Source organism: Winslowiella arboricola (assembly GCF_025527015.1).
Taxonomy (GTDB): domain Bacteria; phylum Pseudomonadota; class Gammaproteobacteria; order Enterobacterales; family Enterobacteriaceae; genus Erwinia; species Erwinia arboricola.
In genome coordinates this window covers 23,686-46,972 of sequence record NZ_JAODIM010000036.1, presented here as the reverse complement: position 1 = coordinate 46,972, position 23,287 = coordinate 23,686, and the positions used below count along the sequence as shown (strand labels likewise).

Annotated in this window: 14 protein-coding genes; 7 read left to right on the top strand and 7 right to left on the bottom strand. The window is 53.2% G+C overall.

Annotated elements, in window-relative coordinates:
- Window positions 1-91 precede the first annotated feature (91 nt).
- A complete protein-coding gene (locus N5923_RS03960; RefSeq protein ID WP_267141235.1) occupies window positions 92-1,402 on the bottom strand; it encodes an MFS transporter in 1,311 nt (436 codons plus the stop codon).
- 445 nt (window positions 1,403-1,847) lie between these two features.
- On the opposite strand from N5923_RS03960, the gene uxaC reads away from it, so the two are divergent.
- Genes uxaC through N5923_RS03945 form a run of 3 tightly spaced genes read left to right on the top strand, consistent with a single transcriptional unit; the run spans window position 1,848 to window position 6,220 of the window.
- Window positions 1,848-3,257, top strand: coding sequence for a glucuronate isomerase (gene uxaC / locus N5923_RS03955; RefSeq protein ID WP_267141234.1), 1,410 nt, complete (start codon window positions 1,848-1,850; stop codon window positions 3,255-3,257).
- Between the two features lie 13 nt (window positions 3,258-3,270).
- Window positions 3,271-4,722 carry a tagaturonate reductase gene (locus N5923_RS03950; RefSeq protein ID WP_267141233.1) on the top strand — a complete coding sequence of 484 codons (1,452 nt, stop codon included), beginning with the start codon at window positions 3,271-3,273 and terminating at the stop codon, window positions 4,720-4,722.
- Between the two features lie 7 nt (window positions 4,723-4,729).
- The gene (locus tag N5923_RS03945; RefSeq protein ID WP_267141232.1) at window positions 4,730-6,220 is read left to right on the top strand and encodes a UxaA family hydrolase; all 1,491 of its coding nucleotides are present in this window, start codon (window positions 4,730-4,732) and stop codon (window positions 6,218-6,220) included.
- Window positions 6,221-6,284: 64 nt separating this feature from the next.
- Here N5923_RS03945 and sstT read toward each other — a convergent pair whose 3' ends face one another.
- From sstT to N5923_RS03930, 3 genes are all read right to left on the bottom strand, one after another.
- Window positions 6,285-7,517, bottom strand: a complete 1,233-nt coding sequence (gene sstT / locus N5923_RS03940) for a serine/threonine transporter SstT (RefSeq protein ID WP_267141257.1) — start codon at window positions 7,515-7,517, stop codon at window positions 6,285-6,287.
- A 206-nt stretch (window positions 7,518-7,723) separates the two neighbouring features.
- On the bottom strand, window positions 7,724-8,692 hold the full coding sequence (locus N5923_RS03935; RefSeq protein ID WP_267141231.1) for a TerC family protein: 969 nt from the start codon (window positions 8,690-8,692) through the stop codon (window positions 7,724-7,726).
- 279 nt (window positions 8,693-8,971) lie between these two features.
- A complete protein-coding gene (locus N5923_RS03930; RefSeq protein WP_267141230.1) occupies window positions 8,972-9,967 on the bottom strand; it encodes a Gfo/Idh/MocA family protein in 996 nt (331 codons plus the stop codon).
- Window positions 9,968-10,136: 169 nt separating this feature from the next.
- On the opposite strand from N5923_RS03930, the gene N5923_RS03925 reads away from it, so the two are divergent.
- The gene (locus N5923_RS03925; RefSeq protein WP_267141256.1) at window positions 10,137-11,831 is read left to right on the top strand and encodes a chloride channel protein; all 1,695 of its coding nucleotides are present in this window, start codon (window positions 10,137-10,139) and stop codon (window positions 11,829-11,831) included.
- Here N5923_RS03925 and N5923_RS03920 read toward each other — a convergent pair.
- Window positions 11,828-12,331 (bottom strand): M48 metallopeptidase family protein, encoded by a 504-nt coding sequence (locus tag N5923_RS03920; RefSeq protein WP_267141229.1) that lies wholly within the window; start codon window positions 12,329-12,331, stop codon window positions 11,828-11,830. The genes N5923_RS03925 and N5923_RS03920 overlap by 4 nt on opposite strands.
- 86 nt (window positions 12,332-12,417) lie before the next feature.
- On the opposite strand from N5923_RS03920, the gene rlmG reads away from it, so the two are divergent.
- On the top strand, window positions 12,418-13,545 hold the full coding sequence (gene rlmG / locus N5923_RS03915; RefSeq protein ID WP_267141228.1) for a 23S rRNA (guanine(1835)-N(2))-methyltransferase RlmG: 1,128 nt from the start codon (window positions 12,418-12,420) through the stop codon (window positions 13,543-13,545).
- Between the two features lie 633 nt (window positions 13,546-14,178).
- On the opposite strand, the gene N5923_RS03910 is transcribed toward rlmG, so the two are convergent.
- On the bottom strand, window positions 14,179-14,376 hold the full coding sequence (locus N5923_RS03910; RefSeq protein ID WP_267141227.1) for a hypothetical protein: 198 nt from the start codon (window positions 14,374-14,376) through the stop codon (window positions 14,179-14,181).
- A gap of 705 nt (window positions 14,377-15,081) precedes the next feature.
- On the opposite strand from N5923_RS03910, the gene N5923_RS03905 reads away from it, so the two are divergent.
- A complete protein-coding gene (locus tag N5923_RS03905; protein WP_267145218.1) occupies window positions 15,082-19,911 on the top strand; it encodes a hypothetical protein in 4,830 nt (1,609 codons plus the stop codon).
- 34 nt (window positions 19,912-19,945) lie between these two features.
- Here the strand turns inward: N5923_RS03905 and N5923_RS03900 are convergent, their stop codons facing one another.
- Window positions 19,946-21,967, bottom strand: a complete 2,022-nt coding sequence (locus N5923_RS03900) for an NADPH-dependent 2,4-dienoyl-CoA reductase (protein WP_267141225.1) — start codon at window positions 21,965-21,967, stop codon at window positions 19,946-19,948.
- 282 nt (window positions 21,968-22,249) lie between these two features.
- On the opposite strand from N5923_RS03900, the gene idnD reads away from it, so the two are divergent.
- Window positions 22,250-23,281, top strand: coding sequence for an L-idonate 5-dehydrogenase (gene idnD, locus N5923_RS03895; RefSeq protein ID WP_267141224.1), 1,032 nt, complete (start codon window positions 22,250-22,252; stop codon window positions 23,279-23,281).
- Window positions 23,282-23,287 lie beyond the last annotated feature (6 nt).

The following is a 23,287-nucleotide window of genomic DNA, read 5'->3' as shown; positions in this document are numbered from 1 at the left end:
AATATAAACACGTGGGGGGGGTAGTTGTTATACCAGTTTATTGCCGGATTTTACAGCGCAGGGGCCGAATCCTTTCGGCCTGTGGTTGAGATTATGCTTTTGGTACCGCATTAACCGGCGGGATGGCGCTACTTTGGGCGGTGAGTTCTGACACCGGCTGATTTTTCAGCAGAGTCCAGATGGCGACCGCACCCAGCAGGTCAAACACTGCCAGCGCCGCGAACAGCGGGCTGAAACCAAGCGTATCCGCCAGCGCACCGACTACCAGCGCAAACATAGTACTGGCGGTCCACGCGGCCATACCGGTCAGACCGTTGGCCGTCGCCACTTCATTGCGACCAAAGACATCAGAAGAGAGCGTGATCAGCGCGCCGGACAGTGACTGATGCGCAAAGCCGCCAATACATAATAAGCCAATGGCGACATAAGGACTGGTAAACAGGCCGATAGTGCCGGGGGCGATCATCAGTACCGCACCCATGGTAACCACCAGTTTGCGCGAGACAATCAGGTTAACGCCAAACAGCCGCTGGAACAGCGGTGGCAGATAACCGCCGACGATGCAGCCGAGATCGGCAAACAGCATCGGCATCCAGGCGAACATGGCAATCTCTTTCAGATTGAAGCCATAGGCTTTAAACATAAACAGCGGGATCCAGGCGTTAAAAGTCCCCCAGGCGGGTTCGGCTAAAAAACGTGGCAGCGCAATACCCCAGAACTGGCGGTTACGCAGGATCTGCCAGGCCGACATTTTTTTCGCATTGTTAGTCTGATGCTGGGCCTCCTGACCGGAGAGAATATAGTCGCGTTCTGGTTCGCTTAATTTCTTCTGATCTTTTGGGTGTTTATAAAAAATCAGCCAGCAGATCGCCCATATCAGGCTCAGTACACCGGTAATAACAAACGCCATCTCCCAGCTATGGGCCATTATCGCCCAGACCACTAATGGCGGAGCCAGCATCGCGCCAATCGAGGAGCCAACATTAAAGTAACCGACGGCAATTGAGCGCTCTTTGGCCGGAAACCATTCGCTGGTGGCTTTTAAACCTGCCGGGATCATTGCCGCTTCCGCCGCGCCAACTGCACCACGGGCAATCGCCAGTCCGCCCCAGCTACCGGCCAGTGCGGTAGCGGCGCAGAAGATCGCCCACATAATGGCAAACATCGCATAGCCGATTTTGGTGCCGACGATATCGAGGATGTAACCGGCAACCGGCTGCATAACGGTATAACAGGCTGAGTAGGCCGCAATGATATAGGAGTATTGCTGAGTGGTGATATGCAGATCGGTTTGCAGTGTCGGCGCCGCCACGGCGATCGCATTGCGTGTCAGATAGCCTAATATCGTACCGATGGTGACCAGCCCGATCATATACCATCGTAACCCTTTAATTTTACGCATTTAATACCTCTTCCAGTCTCTGTTTTCATGCGCTTATGGCATGTCTTGTTATCTGGAGCGGGACCGCTTCTCGCTGGTTTTTAGCCAGCACTACCCGCGAACGCGCAGCATGGCTGAGCGCCTTAATTGCTTGTTCCTCGCCAACCCCTCAGGGTAAACATGCCAACTTTCGATAGCGGGCTAAAGATAACTTGTCATACAGATTTAAAAGTTGAGAGCCATCACAAAAACCATTTTTCTTGTGTGGGATAATAAATTCGTCGTTTTGTCAGGGGATTAGCCATTCAGCTGGTCACGGGAAAAGAAATCAAAACGATAAACATGCTGCTAATGTGAGATGAATCACAAAATTAGCACTGCGCTGACGAGAATTGGTATGATAACTTTTTAACGTCAGGGCCGTGCAGGCCACGGCGATAAAAACGTCGATCAAGAGGAAGCAGGTATGTCCCATTTTATGAGCGAAGATTTTTTACTGGATAGTGAGTTTGCCCGGCGGTTATTTCATGATTACGCTGCCGATCAACCGATTTTCGATTATCACTGTCATTTGCCGCCGCAGCAGATAGCCGAAAACAGGCGTTTTACAAACCTGTATGACATCTGGCTGAAGGGCGATCACTATAAGTGGCGGGCGATGCGCGCCAATGGTGTGCCGGAAGCATTCTGCACCGGTGACGCCAGCGACCGTGAAAAGTTTGATGCCTGGGCGCGTACCGTGCCGCATACCATCGGCAATCCTCTCTATCACTGGACGCACCTCGAATTACGCCGCCCGTTTGGCATAACCAATGTTCTGCTGTCAGAGAAAACCGCCGACAGCATCTGGCAGCAGTGTAATCAGCTGCTGGCGCAGGACGCGTTTAGTGCACGCGGTATCATGACGCAGATGAAAGTGAAAATGGTCGGTACCACCGATGACCCGATCGACGATCTGCAACATCACGCTGCGCTGGCGCGCGAAAGCAGTTTTGCCACTAAAGTGCTGCCTTCATGGCGCCCGGATAAAGCCTTCAATATTGAAGCGGAAGGGTTTGTCGAATATCTGCAGAAACTGTCGGCCAGTGCCGATGTGGCGATTTCACGCTTCGATCACCTGCGCCAGGCATTAAGCAAACGCCTGGATCATTTTGCCGCCCACGGCTGTAAAGTCTCTGACCACGCGCTGGATGTGGTGCTGTTTGCCGAAGCCGATGATGCGACGCTGGACACCATTCTGACGCGCCGCTTGCAGGGCGCAACGCCGGATGAAACGGATATTGCGCGCTTTAAAACTGCGGTGCTGGTGTGGCTGGGAGCGGAATACGCGCGTCGCGGCTGGGTGCAGCAATATCATATTGGCGCGCTGCGTAATACCAATCGCCGTCAGCTGACGCTGCTGGGGCCGGATGTCGGTTTTGACTCCATTAACGACCGCCCGCTGGCGGAACCGCTGGCGCGTCTGCTTGATGCGCAAAACCGCAATAATGCGCTGCCAAAAACCATCCTTTACTGCCTGAATCCACGCGATAACGAAGTGCTCGCCACCATGGCCGGTAATTTCCAGGGCGAAGGCGAGCCTGGCAAGATGCAGTTTGGTTCTGCCTGGTGGTTCAACGATCAGCTGGATGGCATGCAGCGTCAGATGACGCAGCTGGCGCAAATCGGTTTATTAAGCCGCTTTGTCGGCATGCTGACCGACAGCCGCAGTTTCCTCTCGTATACCCGTCATGAATATTTCCGCCGCCTGTTGTGCCAGATGATTGGCCGCTGGGTAGAAAACGGCGAAGCGCCAGCAGATATCGATTTGCTGGGCAAGATGGTGCAAAACATCTGCTTTAACAATGCCCGTGACTATTTCGCCATTGAACTTTAACCAGGGATTGACTATGCAAACGCTAAATCGCAACCAGTTTCCAGGACGGCAGCATCCCGACCGTATTATTCAGTTTGGCGAAGGTAACTTTCTGCGGGCTTTTGTTGACTGGCAGATCGATCTGCTGAATGAACATACCGATCTCGATGCCGGTATTGTGGTGCTTCGCCCGATTAACAGCCAGACGGATAACAGCCTGAACAGTCAGGATGGCCTCTATACCGCACTGATCCGTGGCCTGAATGATCAGGGTGAAGTGGTGAGCGAACCACGGCTGGTGCGTTCAGTAAACCGCGAAATCCATATCTGGCGCCAGTTTGAAGAATTTCTGGCGCTGGCGCGCGATGCCAGTATCCGTCTGGTGTTCTCCAATACCACCGAAGCCGGTATTGCCTACGATGCCGCTGACCGGCTGGAAGATACCCCGGCTAACAGTTTTCCGGCCAAACTGACGCGCCTGCTGTATGAGCGCTTTAAACACTTTAATGCGGCGGCGGATAAAGGCTGGATTATTCTGCCGTGCGAGCTGATTGATGATAACGGCGCGGCGCTGAAAGCACTGGTATTGCGTTATGCGCAACAATGGCAATTGCCAGCCGCGTTTACGCAGTGGCTGGAACAGCACAACACCTTCTGTTCGACGCTGGTGGACCGGATTGTGACCGGCTATCCGCAGGATGAAGCGGAGCAAATTTTCCAGCAACTGGGCTACCGCGATAACTACCTGGATACTGGCGAAGTCTATTACCAGTTTGTGATTCAGGGGCCAGCCTGGCTGCAGCAGGAGCTGCGCCTGGATCGTTATCCGCTGAATGTGCGGCTGGTTGATGACATCAAACCTTATAAAGAGCAGAAAGTGGCGATCCTGAATGGTGCCCATACGGCGCTGGTGCCGGTGGCGTATCTTGCCGGACTGGACACTGTCGGTGAGGCGATGAATGACACGGATATCGCCGCTTTTGTCGACCGCATGCTGCGTGATGAAATTATTCCCACATTAGATCTGCCCGGCGAACAGCTGCATGCTTTTGCCGATGCGGTATTAAGTCGTTTCCGCAATCCGTTTATTCGTCATCAGTTGTTGTCCATCGCGCTCAACAGTATGACCAAATTCCGCACCCGCCTGTTGCCGCAACTGCTGGTCAGTCAGCAGCAGCAGGGGCACTGGCCACGCCGGCTCACTTTTGCCTTTGCGGCGCTGCTGGTGTTTTATCGCGGTCAGCGTCACGGTGAGACCTTCTCGCTGCAGGATGATGCGCACTGGCTGCAGCGGTTTGCCACGCTGTGGCCGCAGCTGGATCGCGGGGAGATCACGCCACAGCAGCTGGTCGAGTGCGTGCTGGCCGATAAAACCCACTGGCAACAGGATCTGACGCAGTTACCCGGACTGGTGGCTGCGGTGACCGAACACCTGCAAATTATCGTCGAGCGCGGTACACGCGCCGCAGCACAACAACTGGGGTAACACCGCTATGCAACGCATGATTAAAATCGACCCGCGCGATAATGTCGCGGTGGCGCTAAGCGATCTGGCTGAAGGGGAAACTCTGCAGCTGGACGATCTGTCGGTAAGGCTGCTGCAGCCGGTGGCGCGTGGCCATAAATTCGCGCTTCAGCCGCTGGAGCCGCAAGCGCTGATAATTAAATATGGCCTGCCGATTGGTCATGCCACCCAGCCGGTCGCGGCGGGCGAGGTGATCCACTCGCAAAATGCACGCACGAATCTCAGTGATCTCGATCAGTATCAGTACCAGCCCGACTTTCTGACGCTGCCCGCGCAGGCGGTGGATCGCGACGTTGCGATCTATCGCCGCGCCAGTGGTGAGGTCGGCATCCGTAACGAGCTGTGGATCCTGCCAACCGTCGGTTGCGTCAACGGTATTGCGCGGCAAATTCAGTCGCGCTTTCTGCGCGAGACCGAAAATGCCGCGGATATCGATGGCGTTCATCTGTTCAGCCACCCGTTTGGTTGTTCGCAGTTGGGTGAGGATCATGAGAACACCCGCACCATGCTGCAGAATATGGTGCGCCATCCGAATGCCGGTGCGGTGCTGGTGATTGGCCTGGGTTGTGAAAATAACCAAGTGGATGTGTTCCGCGAAACTCTCGGCGAGTTCGACAACGATCGCGTCATCTTTATGATCTGCCAGCAGCAGGATGATGAAGTTGAAGCCGGTATTGAGCGTCTGCATCAGCTGTATAACGTGATGCGTAACGATCGGCGTCAGCCGGGCAAACTGAGTGAGCTGAAGTTTGGGCTGGAGTGTGGCGGCTCTGACGGTTTATCCGGGATAACCGCCAATCCGCTGCTGGGGCGCTTCTCGGATCAGATGATTGCCAATGGCGGTACCACGGTGCTGACCGAAGTACCAGAGATGTTTGGCGCTGAACGTATTCTGATGAGCCGCTGCCGAGATGAAGCGACCTTCGATAAAACCGTCAGTATGATCAACGACTTTAAACAGTATTTTATTGCCCATCAGCAACCGATTTACGAGAACCCCTCACCGGGTAATAAAGCGGGCGGTATCACCACGCTGGAAGAGAAATCACTGGGCTGCACGCAGAAAGCGGGGCAGAGCCAGGTGGTGGATGTGCTGAAGTATGGTGAGCGGCTGAAAGTACATGGACTCAATCTGCTAAGCGCGCCGGGGAATGATGCTGTTGCAACCAGTGCGCTGGCGGGAGCCGGTTGTCATATGGTGCTGTTCAGCACCGGGCGCGGCACGCCGTATGGTGGCTTTGTACCGACGGTAAAAATTGCCACTAACAGTGAGCTGGCAAGCAAAAAGCCGCACTGGATCGATTTCGATGCCGGTAAGCTGATTTATGGCGCCAGTATGGATGCGTTGCTAAGTGAGTTTGTTGATCAGATTGTGGCGATTGCTAATGGCAAACTGACCAACAATGAACGCAATGATTTCCGCGAGCTGGCGCTGTTTAAAAGCGGGGTAACCTTGTAATACGGGAGCTGAGAACGGCTCCCCTGCAATAATCCAGGGGCGGCGTTCTCGCCGCCCGCTACCATTACGCTTGCTGTGAAACGCGACTCTGTTCCGCCTGACAGACGGCCGCTGTAAACAGAATATCGGTGGAAGAGTTCAGCGCGGTTTCCGCCGAGTCCTGCAGTACGCCGATAATAAAGCCCACTGCTACCACCTGCATCGCCACTTCATTCGGAATACCAAACATATTACAGGCCACCGGGATCAGCAGCAGCGAGCCACCGGCAACACCGGATGCGCCACAGGCACAGAGGGATGCCACCAGGCTTAACAGAATCGCCGTCGGCACATCAATGCTGACACCCAGCGTATGTACCGCCGCCAGCGTCAGCGTGGTAATGGTAATCGACGCGCCGGCCATACTGATGGTGGCACCGAGCGGAATCGAAACCGAATAGGTGTCTTCGTCCAGATTCAGCCGTTTTGCCAGCGCCATATTCACCGGAATATTGGCCGCTGAGCTGCGGGTAAAGAAGGCGGTGACGCCACTTTCGCGCAGGCAGGTAAACACCAGCGGATAAGGGTTACGGCGAATTTTCCAGAACACCAGCATCGGGTTAAATACCAGCGCCATCAGCACCATACAACCCAGCAGCAGCGTCAGCAGATGGGCGTAGCTCCACAACACATCAAAGCCGGTAGAGGCGAGAATTGACGCTACCAGGCCAAAAATACCTATTGGCGCGCAGCGGATCACCAGACGCACCATCCAGGTGACCGCTTCGGAGGCATCGTTCAGCAGGGTTTTGGTGGTATCGCTACTGTGGCGGAACGCCAGACCTAAACCGATGCCCCACACCAGAATGCCGATGTAATTGGCATGCAGCAGGGCATCAATCGGGTTGGAAACCATGCTCATTAGCAAACCGCGCAACACCTCGACAATCCCCGACGGTGGGGTGATATCGTTATTGGCGGCGCTTAGCGTCAGGGTTTGCGGATAGAGATGGCTGAACACCACCGCCACAACAGCGGCGAAAAAGGTGCTCAGCAGATAGAGCATCACAATCGGGCGAATACTGGTTTTCGTGCCGTGCTTATGGCTGGCAATCGCCGAGATCACCAGCACCAGCACCAGCAGTGGCGCCACGGCTTTCAGGGCGCTGACAAACAGCGTACCGAGTAAACCTACCGCCAGCGCAGTGTCTTTTGAGAACCATGCCAGAGCAATGCCAGCGACCAGACCAAACATAATCTGTTTCACCAGGCTGCCACCGAGAAGGCGTGCGAGCAAGCCGGAAGGCTTCTTTTCCATCATCATGTTCAAAACCATTACTTAATAGTTATAAAAGTCTTTCATCCGGCATCCCTGGGTGTTTCTCCAGATGAAGTGTTTGCCCGGGGGAGTATAAGGAAATGTGATGGCAGGAAAAGGGGAAATTGTCACTATTTGATGCGGGCGGCGAGAACGCCGCCCCAACGGGAATGATGTACGGGCGGCGTTCTCGCCGTCCGTAAAGGTTATTCGCTGATTTTTTTCTGGTCGTTGCGGTGATTAACCCAGGCATTAATTAACAGCGTCAGTGCCAGAATACCGCCGACAACCCCCAGCGAAACCGAGACCGGAATATGGTAGATATCGACAATCAGCATCTTCGCGCCGATAAACACCAGCACAATCGCCAGGCCGTACTTCAGCATTGAGAAGCGTTCCGCCACATTCGCCAGCAGGAAGTACATGGCGCGCAGGCCGAGGATGGCGAACAGGTTTGAGGTCAGTACGATAAACGGGTCAGTGGTGACAGCGAAGATCGCCGGAATACTGTCGACGGCAAAAATTACGTCGCTCAGCTCCACCATAATCAGTACCAGCAGCAACGGCGTGGCAAACAGTACGCCATTTTTACGGGTAAAGAACTTCTCTCCTTCCAGGCTATCGGTCATCCGCAGATGGCTGCGCAGCCAGCGTACCACCGGTTTATCACCCACCGCGCTGTCATCTTCTTTCGCCAGCGCCATTTTGATGCCGGTAAACAGCAGGAAGGCACCGAAGATATACAGGATCCAGCTAAACTGTGTGACCAGCCAGCTACCGGCAAAAATCATAATGGTACGCAGCACAATAGCGCCAAGCACACCGTAGATCAGTACGCGGCGTTGCAGCGCCGCCGGTATGGCAAAGTAGCTAAACAGCATCAGCCAGACAAACACGTTGTCGACCGCGAGGGCTTTTTCCAGAACATAACCGGTAAGGAAGGCGAGAGTCTGCGTATCGGCCACTTCGCGCCCAAGAGTGCCATTCAGGTGCCACCAGAAGGCGGCACTAAACAGTAGCGAGACGGAGACCCACACCAGCGACCAGACGGCAGCTTGTTTCAGTGACATGGTGTGGGAGCCGCGACGTCCCTGCAACAGCAGGTCAATCGCCAGCATAATAAGAACCACGACAGCGAAGCTGCCCCAGAGTAACGGCGTGCCGACAGTATTCATAAACTATCCTTTAAAAACAAAAACGGCTGACATCGGAAGACGTCAGCCGCTCTGTTGACGTGCAAGCAAAACCTCGCCTTCCGGCAAGGTCTCACTTACAACGCAGGATAAGGTGCTATCCGGGTTGCCCAGTAACCGGGCTAAAATCACGCGTGATGCGCTGATTTATCATGGCCGTAATGACGATTAACTGGCTAAGAAGTTACTCCCCTTTGCAGAAACGTAAGATACGTTCAGCGGCAGCAATGGTCAACGAAACAATGTAATATTTAGAAATATTTACACAGCCGTGAAATTGCGGCTATCTGCCGGGAACACCACGCCGGTCTGACGACGGATTTCGGTCAGCAATTTAGCCGTAATCCGGGATGAGGTCAGTCCTGCATGATTCACTTCATGGTTAACAACCAGAGCCGCGAAGTGCTCCGCTTCATACAGCATAGTATTAATATGCTGCGGCTGGCTCAGCTCTCTGGCTTTGCCGCCGCGCGGCGTCAGGGTAATACGCTGACAGTGTGAAAGCTGGTCAATCACCAGCGATCCGTCTTCGCCCTGGATTTCGCTGGGGATCAGTGAGTCACTGACTTTAGAGTGCAAAATAGTGACATCAAAATCACCGTAGCTCATGACCACAGAGCCGTGGGCATCGACGCCGCTTGCCAGCAGCGTAGCCTGCGCCTTTACGCTCTGCGGTTCGCCCCACAGGGCGACGGCGCTGGCGAGACTGTAATAGCCGATATCCATAACTGATCCGTTTGACCAGGCCGGATTAAAGGTATTCGGGTTTTCACCATCAAGATAGCGCTGATAGCGCGAAGAGTACTGGCAGTAGTTAAACAGCACTTTGCGCAGTTTACCGACGTCCGGCAGCGCCTGACGCAGGGTAATAAAATTAGGCAGGCTGGCAGTTTTAAAGGCTTCGAACAGGATCACCTGGTTATCACGCGCGCAGGCGATCAGCTGCTCAACTTCCGTTAAGTTGGACGCCAGCGGCTTTTCGCAAATCACATGTTTCTTGTGGCGCATAAACAGCTGCGCCTGTTCAGCGTGCAGGGCGTTGGGGCTGGCGATATAGACCGCATCAATATCTGCCGATTGCGCCATCTGCTCCAGCGAGATAAACAGGTGCTCGACCGGGTACTCATGGCTAAAAGCCTGCGCCTGTTCCAGCGTACGGGAGTAGACGGCGGTGAGTTTTATTTTACCGCTTTCATGCGCGGCATCGACAAACTGGCGGGTAATCCAGTTGGTGCCAACAACAGCGAGGCGAATCATGCTTTTAAGCTCCACTATCCTGTGAGTGAAGCAGCAGATTAGCACAGCCAGAAGTGAGAGCAATGATGAAGCGTGTGGCGAATTTGATACTGAGATCATGCTTCCAATATGATAGTTTTCAGCCTTTCCCGTTGCAGGCGCGGGCGTAAAAAAAGGATCAGCAGTGGGCATTACAGTAGCCGGAAATAAACATGCACTGAACTGGACCAGCATTCTGGTGGCGATCCCGGTGGGGATTGTCGCGTCGCTGGTGACGCTGGGATTTCGTCTGATCATTGAGCTGATCAACCAGCTGTTGTTCGGCAGTGAGCAGGATATCACCCAGGCAGTGACGGTCTGGCCGTGGTTTTTCTGGCCACTGATTGTCGGCCTCGGTGGGGTGATTGCTGGTTTCTTTCTTAAATACGCCACCTCGATTGAACAGCAACAGACGGTGAAAACCGACTATCTGGAGGTGATCAATGCGCGCCTTGATGCGGTGCCAACCCGAACCTCGCTGTTTCGTGCGCTCTCTTCTATCGCCAGTATCGGCAGCGGCGCGTCGATAGGTAAAGAGGGGCCGATGGTGCAGCTGTCGGCGCTCAGCGGCAGTATTATGGGCCGTTACTGCTTTAAATCGCTGGCGCTGAAAAACAGTGATGTGGTGGCGATGGCGGCGGCGGCCGGACTGGCCTCGGTCTACCACGCGCCGCTGGCCTCGGCGATCTTTGTGGCGGAAATCGCCTTTGGCATCTCGGCGCTGCAACGGCTGATCCCGCTGATTATCTCCTCCGCGGTGGCAGTGCTTACGATGTGGACGCTGGGCTATCGCTCGGCGATCTATCCGTTTGCCGACGTGCAGTTTCAGCTGACGCCAGCCACCATTGGACTGACCGTGGTGATTGGCCTTGTCGCCGGACTGGCGGGCTGGCTGATGATCTTTCTGATTGGCAAAAGCAAAGGGCTGTTCTCGCGGCTGAAAAGCCTGCCGTTAAGGCTGGGCATCGGCGGCTTTGCCGTTGGCGTGCTGGCGATAGTGTCCAGCGATATCCTTGGTAATGGCTACGAAGTGATTGTGGAGGTGATGGCCGGGAGCCTGGCATTGCAGGCGTTGCTGCTGCTGCTGGTGCTGAAAATGGTTGCGACCACGCTGTCGGTGGGTTCCGGCGCGGTCGGTGGGCTGTTTACGCCATCACTGCTGATTGGCGCGCTGTTGGGGGTGGCGATCGCCAGCGTTGCCAGCGCGCTGGGCTTGCCCGCAGGCAATGCGCTGCTGTATGCGGCAATTGGGATGGCGGCGGTGCTGGCCTCGGTCAGTCAGGCGCCGCTGATGGCGATCATTATGGTGCTGGAGATGACGTTAAACAGCAGCCTGCTGTTTCCGGTGATGATCGCTGCGGTGCTGGCATCGATGATGGTGTATCGCTTGCAATCCGCCAGCACCTATCCGGTTATCAGCCATCACTTTAGTCGTTCTGACGCCAAGTTTGATTTCGATAACGGCATTATTTCGCAGTTTATTGTGCCGGGCGCGGCGCTGCTGCCGGAGCAGTCAGTGGGCGAAGCGCTGGCGGTCAGCTCGCTGAAGCGCGAACGCTTTGTCTATATCGTTAACGATCATGGCCAGTTCCTTGGCGTGGTATCGATTCATGATATCTCGCGTAAAATCCTCGACGGCGAAATCACCCTCGATTCGCCGGTCAGCGTGGTGATGGATGGCGATTTCCCGTTTATCTGCGCCAGCCAGACTATTCGCGAAGGCTGGGAGGCGTTTGCGCTGGTGACGCTGGAGCGTTTGCCGGTTCTGAACAATCCGGTTGAAAGGAAGTTTCTTGGCGCGCTGACGAAAACCAGTCTGATCCAGAAGGCGAAAGGCTTTATTTAAGCGGCATTCCCTGCCAGCGCTTGCGCCGTCAGCCATAAACGGGTATCGAACTCAAACTGATGATAGTTGGGTTCCATATGGCAGCAGAGCTGATAGAACGCTTTGTTATGGTCTTTCTCTTTGATATGTGCCAGTTCATGCACCACGATCATACGCAGAAAGGCTTCCGGCGCGTGTTTAAAGATGGTGGCGACGCGGATCTCCGCCTTAGCCTTCAGCTTACCGCCCTGCACGCGAGAAATGGCGGTGTGCAGGCCAAGCGCATGCTTCATCACTTTGATTTTGCTGTCGTAAGCCACTTTATTCAGCGGCGCGGCGTTGCGCAGATAACTGTTTTTCAGATCCAGCGCGTACTCATACAGGGCTTTATCACTGGTGATGTTATGCCCGCCGGGATAGCGTTTCTGCAATACTTCAGCTAAACGTTGCTGTTCAATCAGCGTTTGTACCTGGCTGAGCAGTGATTCAGGGTATCCCTGTAAATAGATTAGCGATGACATTAATTAGGGCTCCCGGGCGAAAAGAAAGTATACTGCGCCCCCATTTTGGGGTTAGAACGCGCAAATATTATCATGCTGGAGATCCAATGAGCCAACTCGAACTGAGCAACCGCACGCTGACGCTGCATCGCTTCCCGCAAATGGATGATGAGAGCCCGTTGCAGGCCTGGGATGCCGCAGATGAATATTTGCTACAGCAGCCGCTGCCTGTTGCCAGCGACGGCCCGATCCTGATCTTTAACGACAGCTTTGGCGCGCTGGCCTGCGCACTGAGCGAGCATCAGGTGTACAGCATCGGCGACTCGTTAATGAGCGAGCTGGCGACGCGCAAAAATTTACGGCTGAATGAGCTGGATGAAGACGGCGTCATCTTTCTCGACAGCATGGCGGAACTGCCGGCTGCGCCATCCTGCGTAATCATTAAAATTCCGAAAACGCTGGCGCTGCTTGAACAACAGCTACGCGCTTTGCGGCAGGTGCTGACACCGGACACGCTGATTATTGCTGGCGCCAGAGCGAAAGATATTCACAGCTCGACGCTGCAACTTTTTGAACGCGTGCTGGGTGAGACTAAAACCTCGCTGGCATGGAAGAAAGCGCGACTGATCTACAGCACTTTCACCAAACCGGCGCTGAAAGATGCAGAGATGATCACCGTCTGGCCGCTGGATGATACGCCTTATCAGATCCATAACCATGCCAACGTGTTTTCGCGTAATGGCCTCGATATCGGCGCGCGCTTCTTTATGCAGCATCTGCCGGACAACCTTGACGGTGAGATTGTCGATCTGGGCTGTGGCAACGGGGTGATTGGTTTACTGGCGCTAGAGCAGAATCCGCTGGCGGAAGTGCATTTTATCGATGAGTCATCAATGGCGGTGACGTCAAGTCGCCTGAACGTCGAAGTGAACCGCCCGCAGGATCTGAGCCGTAGCCACTTTGCGGTCAATAACTCGCTGAGCGGCTTCCCGTCGGATCGTCTGAATGCGGTGCTGTGTAATCCGCCGTTCCATCAGCAAAGTGCGATGCATGACTATATCGCCTGGGCAATGCTGCGTGATGCGCGCCGTTGCCTGCAATATGGCGGTGAGTTGCGGATTGTCGGCAACCGCCATCTCGGTTATTACCAGAAGATGAAAAAGCTGTTTGGCAACTGCGCCACACTGGAATCCAATCAGAAATTTGTGATTTTGCGTTCGGTGAAATTGCGCTAAAAACAGCGATACCTTTCTCGGCTCCGACCGGAGCCGATTTCTCCCGTTTTTAAAAAAATTAATTAGAGCGATAATTAGTTTAATTCCATCGATATTATTTTTTTTCGTAAAGCTATCAGGTGATATAAAGTGTCGCCAGTAATTAGCTAAGCAAGGAAATGCACTGTAGTTTGTTTATTTTTTGTTTTTTATCCGGGTGTGATCTACCTTTTTCAAATAAGTTTTTTATTAAACTCGGCTGCGCGAAATACGTGTTTGGGGTTGGTGATAATGACTCCAGTCTGCACAATCACGGATTTTCCACCCCCGGTTACATCCAATAAGATCAATCCCATGACTGATTTAAGCATCCTTGAATTTGCCGATCGCTGTGCGGGCGCGTTAAAACCTGTCGACAATAGCAAACCTGCTTCCGCGGTTTCGCTTATCTATTTTTCGCAACTGCATGAACATGTCAATGATATCCGTTCAGCCAGCGAACTCAATTATGACACCTGCCAGTTAATACGTGAGGCCATCACAGATCTGCCATTTTCGGTGATAAATAAGTTGAGACTTAACCCGACGTTTATTGACCGGCAGGACAACGCTGAATCCTTTGATACGGTAAATAACCGGGTGTTTCTGCGTCAGCTATTGGCGCAAGGGCGTAAGCAGGGTATTGATACTGTCGGTGATGCCGAGGTTGAAAAGCTGCGCGCGGCGGTTATTGCTGAACTGACCGACTATGCCGATTACTGGCACGAAAAAAAAAACAGTATTGATCCGATAACGCTGGATTGCGCTGCGCGTTCGGTTAACCCGCAGGATGACACCGCCCTGCGAAAACATGCCGACGTTCTGCAACGTAAGATCTTAAGCCATCTGGTAGGGGAGTCTCTGCGCCGGGCATTTGCAGGCAGTGAAGTGGAAGCACTGGCAAAACTGCTACCGGATGTGATGCTGACGCTAAAACAGATTTTTGCCGACAGGCAAGGAACGTCACATAAAATGGCGCTAAATAAATTGCGCCATGCTGTACCCGGAGATTCAGCAGATCAGAAAATCTGCGCGCTGCGCCTGCTGCTTGATACGCTGGTGAGCATAGTTGAGGTGACAGAGGATCCAAAGTGCCGCTGGACTGAGCTGCAGCTGAGTATTGGACAGTTGCAGCAATCATGTCAGGCGGGTAATCCTCTGCAACAGCTGTTGCCGTTGGCGGTGACTGAGCGGCTGAAGCAGGGGCTGGGAATTTGCGCGTTACTGGCTGAAAAAATGGAGCAACAGCTCGCAATAAGTGGCGCGCCAGATTATGCCGAATGGCTCACCGATACGGTGTGGCTCAACCAGTTATTGCCACAGAATCTCCACGGGCTGGCGGCAGCGGGTGCTGAAATTTACCGGATTAGTCAGGCGATGGGCACTGTCCGCAAGCTGTCGCCCGATGCCAGCTATTTGCAGCAAGCGGAGCAGCTGCTGCGTTTAATTAACGCCAGTGGCTTAAACAGCCAGCTGAGTGTTTATGTTGGTGACAAACTGCGCCCGGTATTCAGCACGTTGTCCGGCACACTGACCATTCTTGACCGGCTAAGACACCTGCCTCAGGCCGATATTGCCACGCTGATCGGCTGTCTGGCGACACTGCTGGCTGACAGCCGGCTGGCATTACCGTCGCGCCTGATAGCCGAACTGACCACCTCCGCCGTGTTGTTACAAGAGCAGATAAGCGATCTGCCGCCATGGCCGGCGGGCGATCGCTTTCAGCAATCTCTGTGGCTGCTGGCAGCGGTTAAAATCCTCACCCCTTCGCCGGGGCTGGCGGAGAATGTATCGCCCCAGTTTGGCTGGCTGATCAGTTTGGCTCAGCAGGCGCAATCGCTGGGAGCAACCGCGATCGCCGTTAACGTACCAGCGGGAGCCCTGGCGCAGGCGAGCTGGCTGGCTGGATTGCTCACCGACACGGCGCTGAGCAGCCTGCTGGAAAGATTATTGCCTGCGACCAGCTTTCAGCCAGTGAAAAAACTGACAGAGCAGCTGGAACAGGGACGCAGGGTGCTGGAGAAAGTGCAGACGTTTCCGCACCAGGGGAGCAGGGCGCAGCAAGCGGAATGGGTGTTGCAACTGATGGCCTGGCCGCAAGCGTTAAGCGTGTTGAACATGCTGTATCCCGGCCGTTTTAGCGCCTTACCGGATGGACTGCATATTTTGCTACGGCTGCACCGGCAGTGGCAGAGTCTGCCACCGGATGCCTCCGGTGCAATGGCACTAAAAGCGATAAGTTATGAAGTACTGGAGTTGGGGCGGGAAAAAATTATCGCCCATCCTGAATTACTGCTGAGCATGGCAAAACAGTATCCGCCAGTCGCGATTCTGCATGCCGCTTTCAGCGCGCAATCCTGTATGCCAGCGGGCCTGACGCGCAGGCAGCAGCTCGAATTTATGACTTATGAAATAGTTAATACTCTGGGGGGGCGCTGGACATCGCTCTTTAGCCGTATCAAAGAAACGCCGACGATGTTCTGCGCGTTGCGCCAGTGTTATCGCTGGTATCGCGACCCGGGTAAAGCGGAAGAGGCATTGATGCATCTTGCCGCTTTATTGCGCGATAAGAGCGGCAATCAGTTGCTGGCGAAGCTGTTGCCAGCGCTGCCTGGATTGTATGAGATATGGCAGCGTTTCGACCATCAGGCCGGGACGCTTTACACATGGGGAGATCTCAGCCAGCTGATAATGCTGGCGGATAAGAGCAGTAATACCGCATTGCAGGCGCTGGTGGTTGAGCTGGAAGAGGAGATGGCTAAGGCTGTCGCCAGTCTGCTGATCCGCAGTGCTGACCAGCTAACCGATAAGCTGGTGGCGATATTACCCGTTGCGAATGCAACAACGATTACACCGGAAGTCGACGTCCCGCTGGCAAGCGAGGTGAGAAAGAATATTGAGGATTGCCTGCGCGTGCATCTCAGTCAACAGCTGAACGCGCAGAATAAAGTCTTAACCCCGCAAGCGCAGCGGGTAATGAAACAACATCTGGCCGCGCTAACGGATAATTATCTGCGCGATTATCAGATGTTGTATCAAAACCGCCACGATGACGCGGTGCGGGCGTTACTGGTTTCTCCGCGACAGCTGGTGGATAAAACGTCAGATTCACCTGGTTCGTCAAAATATCAGCGAGACGATGAGTATTGGCATGATCTGTTATTTTGCGCAGACCTGAATGCTTACCAGTTTTTAGGTGAAATACAGATAAGTGGGATGCGTTTTACCGGGTCATCAGAAAAACAGCTGCAAAGCTTTCTCCAGCCTGAACCGCCACGTAAATTACTGGTTGAAGCCGCATTACAGAAGCGGGCAATTGTTGCTTTGCAGGCAGAAATAGACGCGTATGAACTCGATAATCTTAATGAGGAACTCTTTATCGCTGCCCGGCCTCTGCTGGTGAAGTGGATCGAGGGTTCTGCGATGTCAACCTATGCTGAATGGTACAGATATATGCAGCAAGGGAAGCCGTTTGCGCCCGCTGAAACCTCTTGTTCAAATTACGAATTATGGTACCGCCCATCAGGGCAGGAAGCGATGCTGGATATGTTAAACGAAGAGTTATCTCAGGGCGTACGCTCTTCTTTTAACGCTGCGCTCAAGGAAGTCAAACCGGGTACCGTATTAGTAAAATCTGCCGATGTGGATAAATTAGCCGATATTTATAATGACCATCTTCAGCAGATTAATGAATACGGTAAAAAATACAATTACGCGAATATCAGAGACCATATTATTTCAGAGGAACTACAAGCGGTTTATGATTTGGGGTTGAGTTATAGCTGGCAGGCGAACGCGCAACGGCTGGAAACCTTCCGCGAACCTTTAGCAGAACAACTTCAGCCAGACACCCGTATGCAGGTCATGATTGATAATGAATATAAATCTTATACGATGCGTGAAATTGCCATGGGGGCAGTTTTCAAAGACTCTGGTTCATTTTCGTCTGTCTATTATGACTGGCAGCGCGGAGGTGCTGCGCATAGTACTGTCTATCTGGCAAAACTGTGGGAGCTCCCCGGCCGGGTGCAGGAACGCCTGCAGAATATTTTTGATAAGCTAAAAAAAGATAATAAAGCCGCAGAGAGTATAACAAAACTTTTCGTGCTTTCTGTCCATGCCTGCCTGTATCTGGTGAAAAAAAAGCTGGATAAGGAGTTAACTGCAGAGTTTGGTGATGTTATTGAGCGGTTTGTCAAAGGTGAGGTTGCGCCTGAATTTCTGTCGATTCAAAACGGCGAGCTTTCGCAAATTATTGCGTTGAAAGGCAGGAAGAATCGTCGTTTACTTATTTCAGCTCTGGATGGCAATTTTAACATTGTTACAGAACTGGATATCAATACGTCAGTAACGGGCAATATCCGCAAAATAAGTGTATTTGATAAAAAAGATATCGCCGATGAAAAATTACGCGGCTGGCTGGCAAAACATTTACCCTATGCCGAACAGGGAAAAGTCGATGTTGCATTTAAGGGCGCGAAGTTTGATTCCCCCTCAATGATACTGAGTTTACCCAAAAAAGAGAGAAATTACCGGCCCATTAATTACACGGTATGCTCTGATTACCGCGCAGAACTTTTTAGACGTTATATTAATAAAAGCGCCTCCGATGCTGATGCCAGCATTAAAACTCAATTCGAGAAAGGCGTGGACAGGGTGCTTGACCTGGCCAGCTATATTGCTGGCGCGCTCTCCTTCGGCATGCCGGGCACGCTTGCCGGACGCCTTATTTCACTGTTTCTCGGTTTGGTAGTTGAGCCAGCGATTCAGGTAAGCAAGTTCCTGAACGCTGATACTCACGATGAAAAGGATCAGGCGCTTTGGGCAATGCTGTTTGCCGGCGCCGGTAGCGCGGTGTTCGATGTGCCGGTGGTTGCGAAAGCCTTACGCAGCAGGCTGGCAAAACAATTTATGGCGCGCAAAGTGATTGATGCCGGCAGCACCGGGGGATTACCTGAAGCCGTGACAAAAGCGGCTGCCCGTTCTGCGCGTCGCGATACGGGTTATCGCTTGCAGGAACCCGTGACGCAAGGAAAAACCAGCAGTATCTATCAGCTGGACACCGGTCGGTTTATTAAGGATATCAAGCCAGCTGATATCCCGTCTGAGGGAAAGGAAGCAGAAAAATACAGCCAGCTCTTAATTGAGGCTAATAATGATTCGCTGGCACTAAACCGGTTTTATGGTACGGGATCTGCAACGGTAAAAATTTATCACGGTGCGGGTACGATGATGGAAAGTATCGCTATACAAATAAATAATATTGCAGGCGACACCATTTCCTCAGTGTTAAAATTACTTGATGAGAGAAAATTTTACGATCTGAAGGTTTTTATTTCCGATGATAACTTGGTTAATAATAAGATAAATGATTTCTTTGCTAAATTAACCCGGAATGGCATCTCAGTTGATAAAGTGAGCTGGCAGGATATTCTTTTCGATAGCAAGCAAAAAACATTAAACCTGCTAAATTTTGACGGTGCAAAGGTAAGCCCAAAACCTAACGGGGAAATAGTCCCGCTACCTTCAGGTAAACTCTCGAAGGCTAAAATGCTTTTTAAACTGGAGAGGGAGGTATTAAAAAGGAAACTGGATAAAATCGATCTGCTGGATCTGACAATTAACAGCGATATTTCCCTTGAAAAATTAGTCGGCCCACGCTGTATTGTGAAGCGTGGCGCTAAATCTCCTTGTGTGGTGAGTCCGTTAGATACCGATCTGTTAAAAGCGAAAGAGAAAACGCTGAATGATTATCTGAATGGTTATAGCTATCAGTTTGAAATGAAAAACACACCTGAGTTAAGAAAGATTCAGAAAATAGAAGATTTAAATAAGTACGATTATGATATCGAGAAGACCTTATTTCGCGCGCATACTGCGCAAAAAGAGGAAATTGTAAAAAAAGGCCTGTTACGCCGTGTCAGTATCAATGAAAATCGTTACCTTACTGATTTTGATCTCTATCTGCGGGATATTTTCCTGCATGTCGGTTCAAACGGCACCCGCGGGAAGGCCTTGTCGCTATCGACCACCCGAAGGGTTTCAGAAAGTTTCTTGCAAGATGTTGAGGCGCGCTCTTTAGTTAAAATTGGCATCAAAGATTCCGAGAAAGGACGCTTTATGTCGACGCCGGATATTATTAAGACCTATGGCGGTTATGCACTTGATAAAAATTTAATCAGTGATGAAGAAATTTGCAACAGCCTGAAGAGTCTGGAAGCCTCCTTCAGTGAGAAAGAGGTTTTCTTTATGGGAAAATATTCTGGCCTGAAATGGGGGGAGTTGCCGGTCAAAAAATGCAGCGTGATAAATGCGGGAACCGGCATCAGAAAACTGAGCTGCTACTGAGTCACTGTTAAGGCGCGAAGGCAGGATCTGATAATCAAATCTCCAGCGCCAGTCGGGTACCCTGCGCAATCGCCCGGCGGGCATCAAGTTCCAGCGCCACATCCGCACCGCCGATAATATGCAGCGGCATACCCAGCGGAGTCAGTGAGGCCAGTAACGCCCGATTTGGCTCCTGCCCGGCGCAAATCACCACATTATCTGTTGCCAGCGTCAGCGGCTGACCCTCACGGAGAATATGCAGCCCCCGATCGTCGATGCGCTGATACTGCACGCCGCCCCACATTTTCACGCCATGCGCCTGCAAACTGGCGCGATGGATCCAGCCGGTGGTTTTACCCAGCGTGGCGCCCGGTTTGCCCGCTTTACGCTGTAACAGCCAGATTTCGCGCGGGCTGGCCGGCGCTTGCGGACCGGCGGGCGCGAGGCCACCGGCGTGTTGCAGTGAGCGGTCAATGCCCCATTCGCGGCAGAAGGTATTGATATCAAGGCTGCTGGCGTCTCCGCTGTGACACAGGTATTCGGCGGTATCAAAGCCGATGCCGCCAGCGCCGATAATCGCCACACGTTTCCCCACCGGTTTTTTCTGCGCAATCACCTCGAGATAACTCAGCACACTGGGATGATCGATACCCTCAATCTCTGGCATCCGCGGTGAGATGCCGCTGGCGAGGACCACTTCATCAAATTCAGCCAGCACTGTACTGTCGGCCCACTGATTCAGTTTTACCGTCACGCCGGTCAGCGCCAGCTGGCGACGAAAATAGCGCAGGGTTTCGTTAAACTCCTCTTTGCCGGGGATCTGGCGCGCGATATTAAATTGTCCGCCAATGTCACTGGCGGCATCAAATAGCGTGACCTGATGGCCGCGGGCCGCTGCATTGACTGCAAACGCCAGTCCGGCCGGTCCGGCGCCCACCACCGCCAGCTTTTTCACCCGGATCGCGGCGATAACCGGCATCAGGGTTTCATGGCAGGCGCGCGGATTGACCAGGCAGGAGGTGACCTTACCGGCAAAGATTTGATCGAGGCAGGCCTGATTACAGCCAATACAGGTGTTGATCTCATCGGCGCGGTTCTGCTGTGCTTTCAGCACAAATTCGGCATCCGCGAGAAATGGCCGCGCCATCGAAATCATATCGGCGCAGCCTTCATCCAGCAGCGACTGCGCCACATCCGGGTGGTTAATCCGGTTGGTGGTAATCAGCGGCAGACTGACATACTGCTTCAGGGTTTGCGTCACCCAGCCAAAGGCGGCGCGCGGCACGGAGGTGGCGATGGTCGGCACCCGCGCTTCATGCCAGCCGATGCCGGTATTGATTAAGGTGGCGCCAGCTTGCTCAATCGCCTGCGCCAGCCGGATAGTCTGTTCAAGCGTATTGCCTTCCGCCACCAGATCAAGCATCGACAGGCGATAAATAATAATAAAATGTTCGCCGACGGCGGCACGTACCGCGCGGACGATCTCAACGGCAAAACGCATACGCTGACTGAAATCACCCCCCCATTGATCGTCGCGCTGGTTGGTGCGCGCAGTCAGAAACTGATTAATCAGATAGCCTTCGGAGCCCATAATCTCCACGCCGTCGTAATCAGCCTGTTGCGCCAGCCGGGCGCAGTGGGCGAAATCCGCTATCAGCTGCACAATTTGCTGATGCGTCAGCTGCTGCGGTGTAAACGGATTAATCGGCGCCTGCAACGGCGAAGGCGCCACCAGCGCAGGCTGATAGCTGTAACGCCCGGCATGCAGAATTTGCAGGGCAATTTTGCCACCCGCTTCATGTACCGCCTGCGTCACCGGACGATGATGCGCCAGCTGCTGCTCACTATTCAGCACCGAACCGCCTGCCACCACCACCCCTTCCGGCGAGGGGGCGATACCGCCAGTCACTATCAGCGCCACACCGGCGCTGGCGCGTTCAGCATAAAACGCCGCCAGCCGCGCGGTGCCATCCGGATGTTCTTCCAGTCCGGTATGCATCGATCCCATCAGCACACGATTTTTTAGCCGGGTAAAACCGAGATCGAGAGGGGAAAACAGCGAAGGCGCAGCCTGCATATAAGTGTCCACCGGAATGTTGCAATAATGTTATGTGGTCGGATGAGTTGACTGTAGCGCCTGGCCGCGGAAAAGCGCAAGCGTCGGCGGCAAAGCTGTGAGGCGGCTCAAAAAAAACATCTGCCACAGGGAAGTGGTGAAAACCTCGCCGTTAAAGCACAACCTGGTTCACGTTATGCGTAACATCCCTTTCGTAACACCCTTTTTAGTGATCTTGTTCACAGTTTTGTAGTGCCGAAAACTATCTGATGTGCAGCTGGCGATTTAGGTGATGAGGCAACGATGAATATGAAAACCCAGTCCTGCATGATTAACGGCAAAGAAAACGTCGAAGTGATCACCCAGGAAGTGAATTATCAGGGCGAGGGCACGCTGGTGCGCATCACCCGTGGCGGTATCTGCGGTTCCGATCTGCACTATTATCAGCATGGCAAAGTCGGCAGCTTTGAAGTGAAAATGCCAATGATCCTTGGTCACGAAGTGATCGGTTATGTGGTGAAAAGCGACAATCCGGCGCTGAAAGCGCAGCAAAAGGTGGCGATCAATCCGTCCAAACCGTGCGGCAGCTGCAAATATTGCCTGAATGATGAAGAGAACCAGTGCGTCAGCATGCGTTTCTTTGGCAGCGCCATGTACTTCCCGCATGTTGATGGCGGTTTTACCCAATTTAAAGTGGTGGATAGCGCGCAGTGCGTGCCTTTCGCCAGTGAGGCCGATGAAACGGTGATGGTGTTCGCCGAGCCGCTGGCGGTGTGCATTCATGCCGCCAATCAGGCGGGCGATCTTAGCGGCAAAAAAGTGTTTATCTCTGGTGTTGGCCCGATTGGTTGCCTGATTGCGGCAGCGGCAAAAGCCAAAGGCGCGGCGGAAATCGTCTGCGCTGATGTCAGTGAACGTTCACTGTCGATGGCGGAAAAGATGGGCGCGACAAGCCTGATCCATGCCGCCAGCGGCGATTTTACCCCGTATCTGGCGGATAAAGGTTACTTCGATGTCGCCTTCGAAGCCTCCGGCCATCCCTCCTCGTTGCAGCGCTGCCTCGAAGTGACACGCGCGAAAGGCACACTGGTGCAGGTTGGTATGGGCGGCGCAGTGCCGAATTTCCCGATTATATTGCTGATTGCAAAAGAGATAAAACTGGTGGGATCCTTCCGCTTTACCCACGAATTTAACACCGCCGTAGAGTGGCTGGGCAATGGCACCGTCAACCCGTTGCCGTTGTTTAGCGGTGAGTATCGTCTGGAAGAGATTGATGCCGCGCTGGTGTTTGCCGGCGATAAACAAAAAGCCGCTAAAGTTCAGCTGACCTTCTGATTCGGG

Coding starts and splice junctions, on each gene's coding strand:
- N5923_RS03960 (WP_267141235.1), bottom strand. CDS start 1,402: ATGCGTAAAATTAAAGGGTTACGATGGTATATGATCGGGCTGGTCACC.
- uxaC (WP_267141234.1), top strand. CDS start 1,848: ATGTCCCATTTTATGAGCGAAGATTTTTTACTGGATAGTGAGTTTGCC.
- N5923_RS03950 (WP_267141233.1), top strand. CDS start 3,271: ATGCAAACGCTAAATCGCAACCAGTTTCCAGGACGGCAGCATCCCGAC.
- N5923_RS03945 (WP_267141232.1), top strand. CDS start 4,730: ATGCAACGCATGATTAAAATCGACCCGCGCGATAATGTCGCGGTGGCG.
- sstT (WP_267141257.1), bottom strand. CDS start 7,517: ATGGAAAAGAAGCCTTCCGGCTTGCTCGCACGCCTTCTCGGTGGCAGC.
- N5923_RS03935 (WP_267141231.1), bottom strand. CDS start 8,692: ATGAATACTGTCGGCACGCCGTTACTCTGGGGCAGCTTCGCTGTCGTG.
- N5923_RS03930 (WP_267141230.1), bottom strand. CDS start 9,967: ATGATTCGCCTCGCTGTTGTTGGCACCAACTGGATTACCCGCCAGTTT.
- N5923_RS03920 (WP_267141229.1), bottom strand. CDS start 12,331: ATGTCATCGCTAATCTATTTACAGGGATACCCTGAATCACTGCTCAGC.
- rlmG (WP_267141228.1), top strand. CDS start 12,418: ATGAGCCAACTCGAACTGAGCAACCGCACGCTGACGCTGCATCGCTTC.
- N5923_RS03910 (WP_267141227.1), bottom strand. CDS start 14,376: ATGTTTTCGCAGGGCGGTGTCATCCTGCGGGTTAACCGAACGCGCAGC.
- N5923_RS03900 (WP_267141225.1), bottom strand. CDS start 21,967: ATGCAGGCTGCGCCTTCGCTGTTTTCCCCTCTCGATCTCGGTTTTACC.
- idnD (WP_267141224.1), top strand. CDS start 22,250: ATGAATATGAAAACCCAGTCCTGCATGATTAACGGCAAAGAAAACGTC.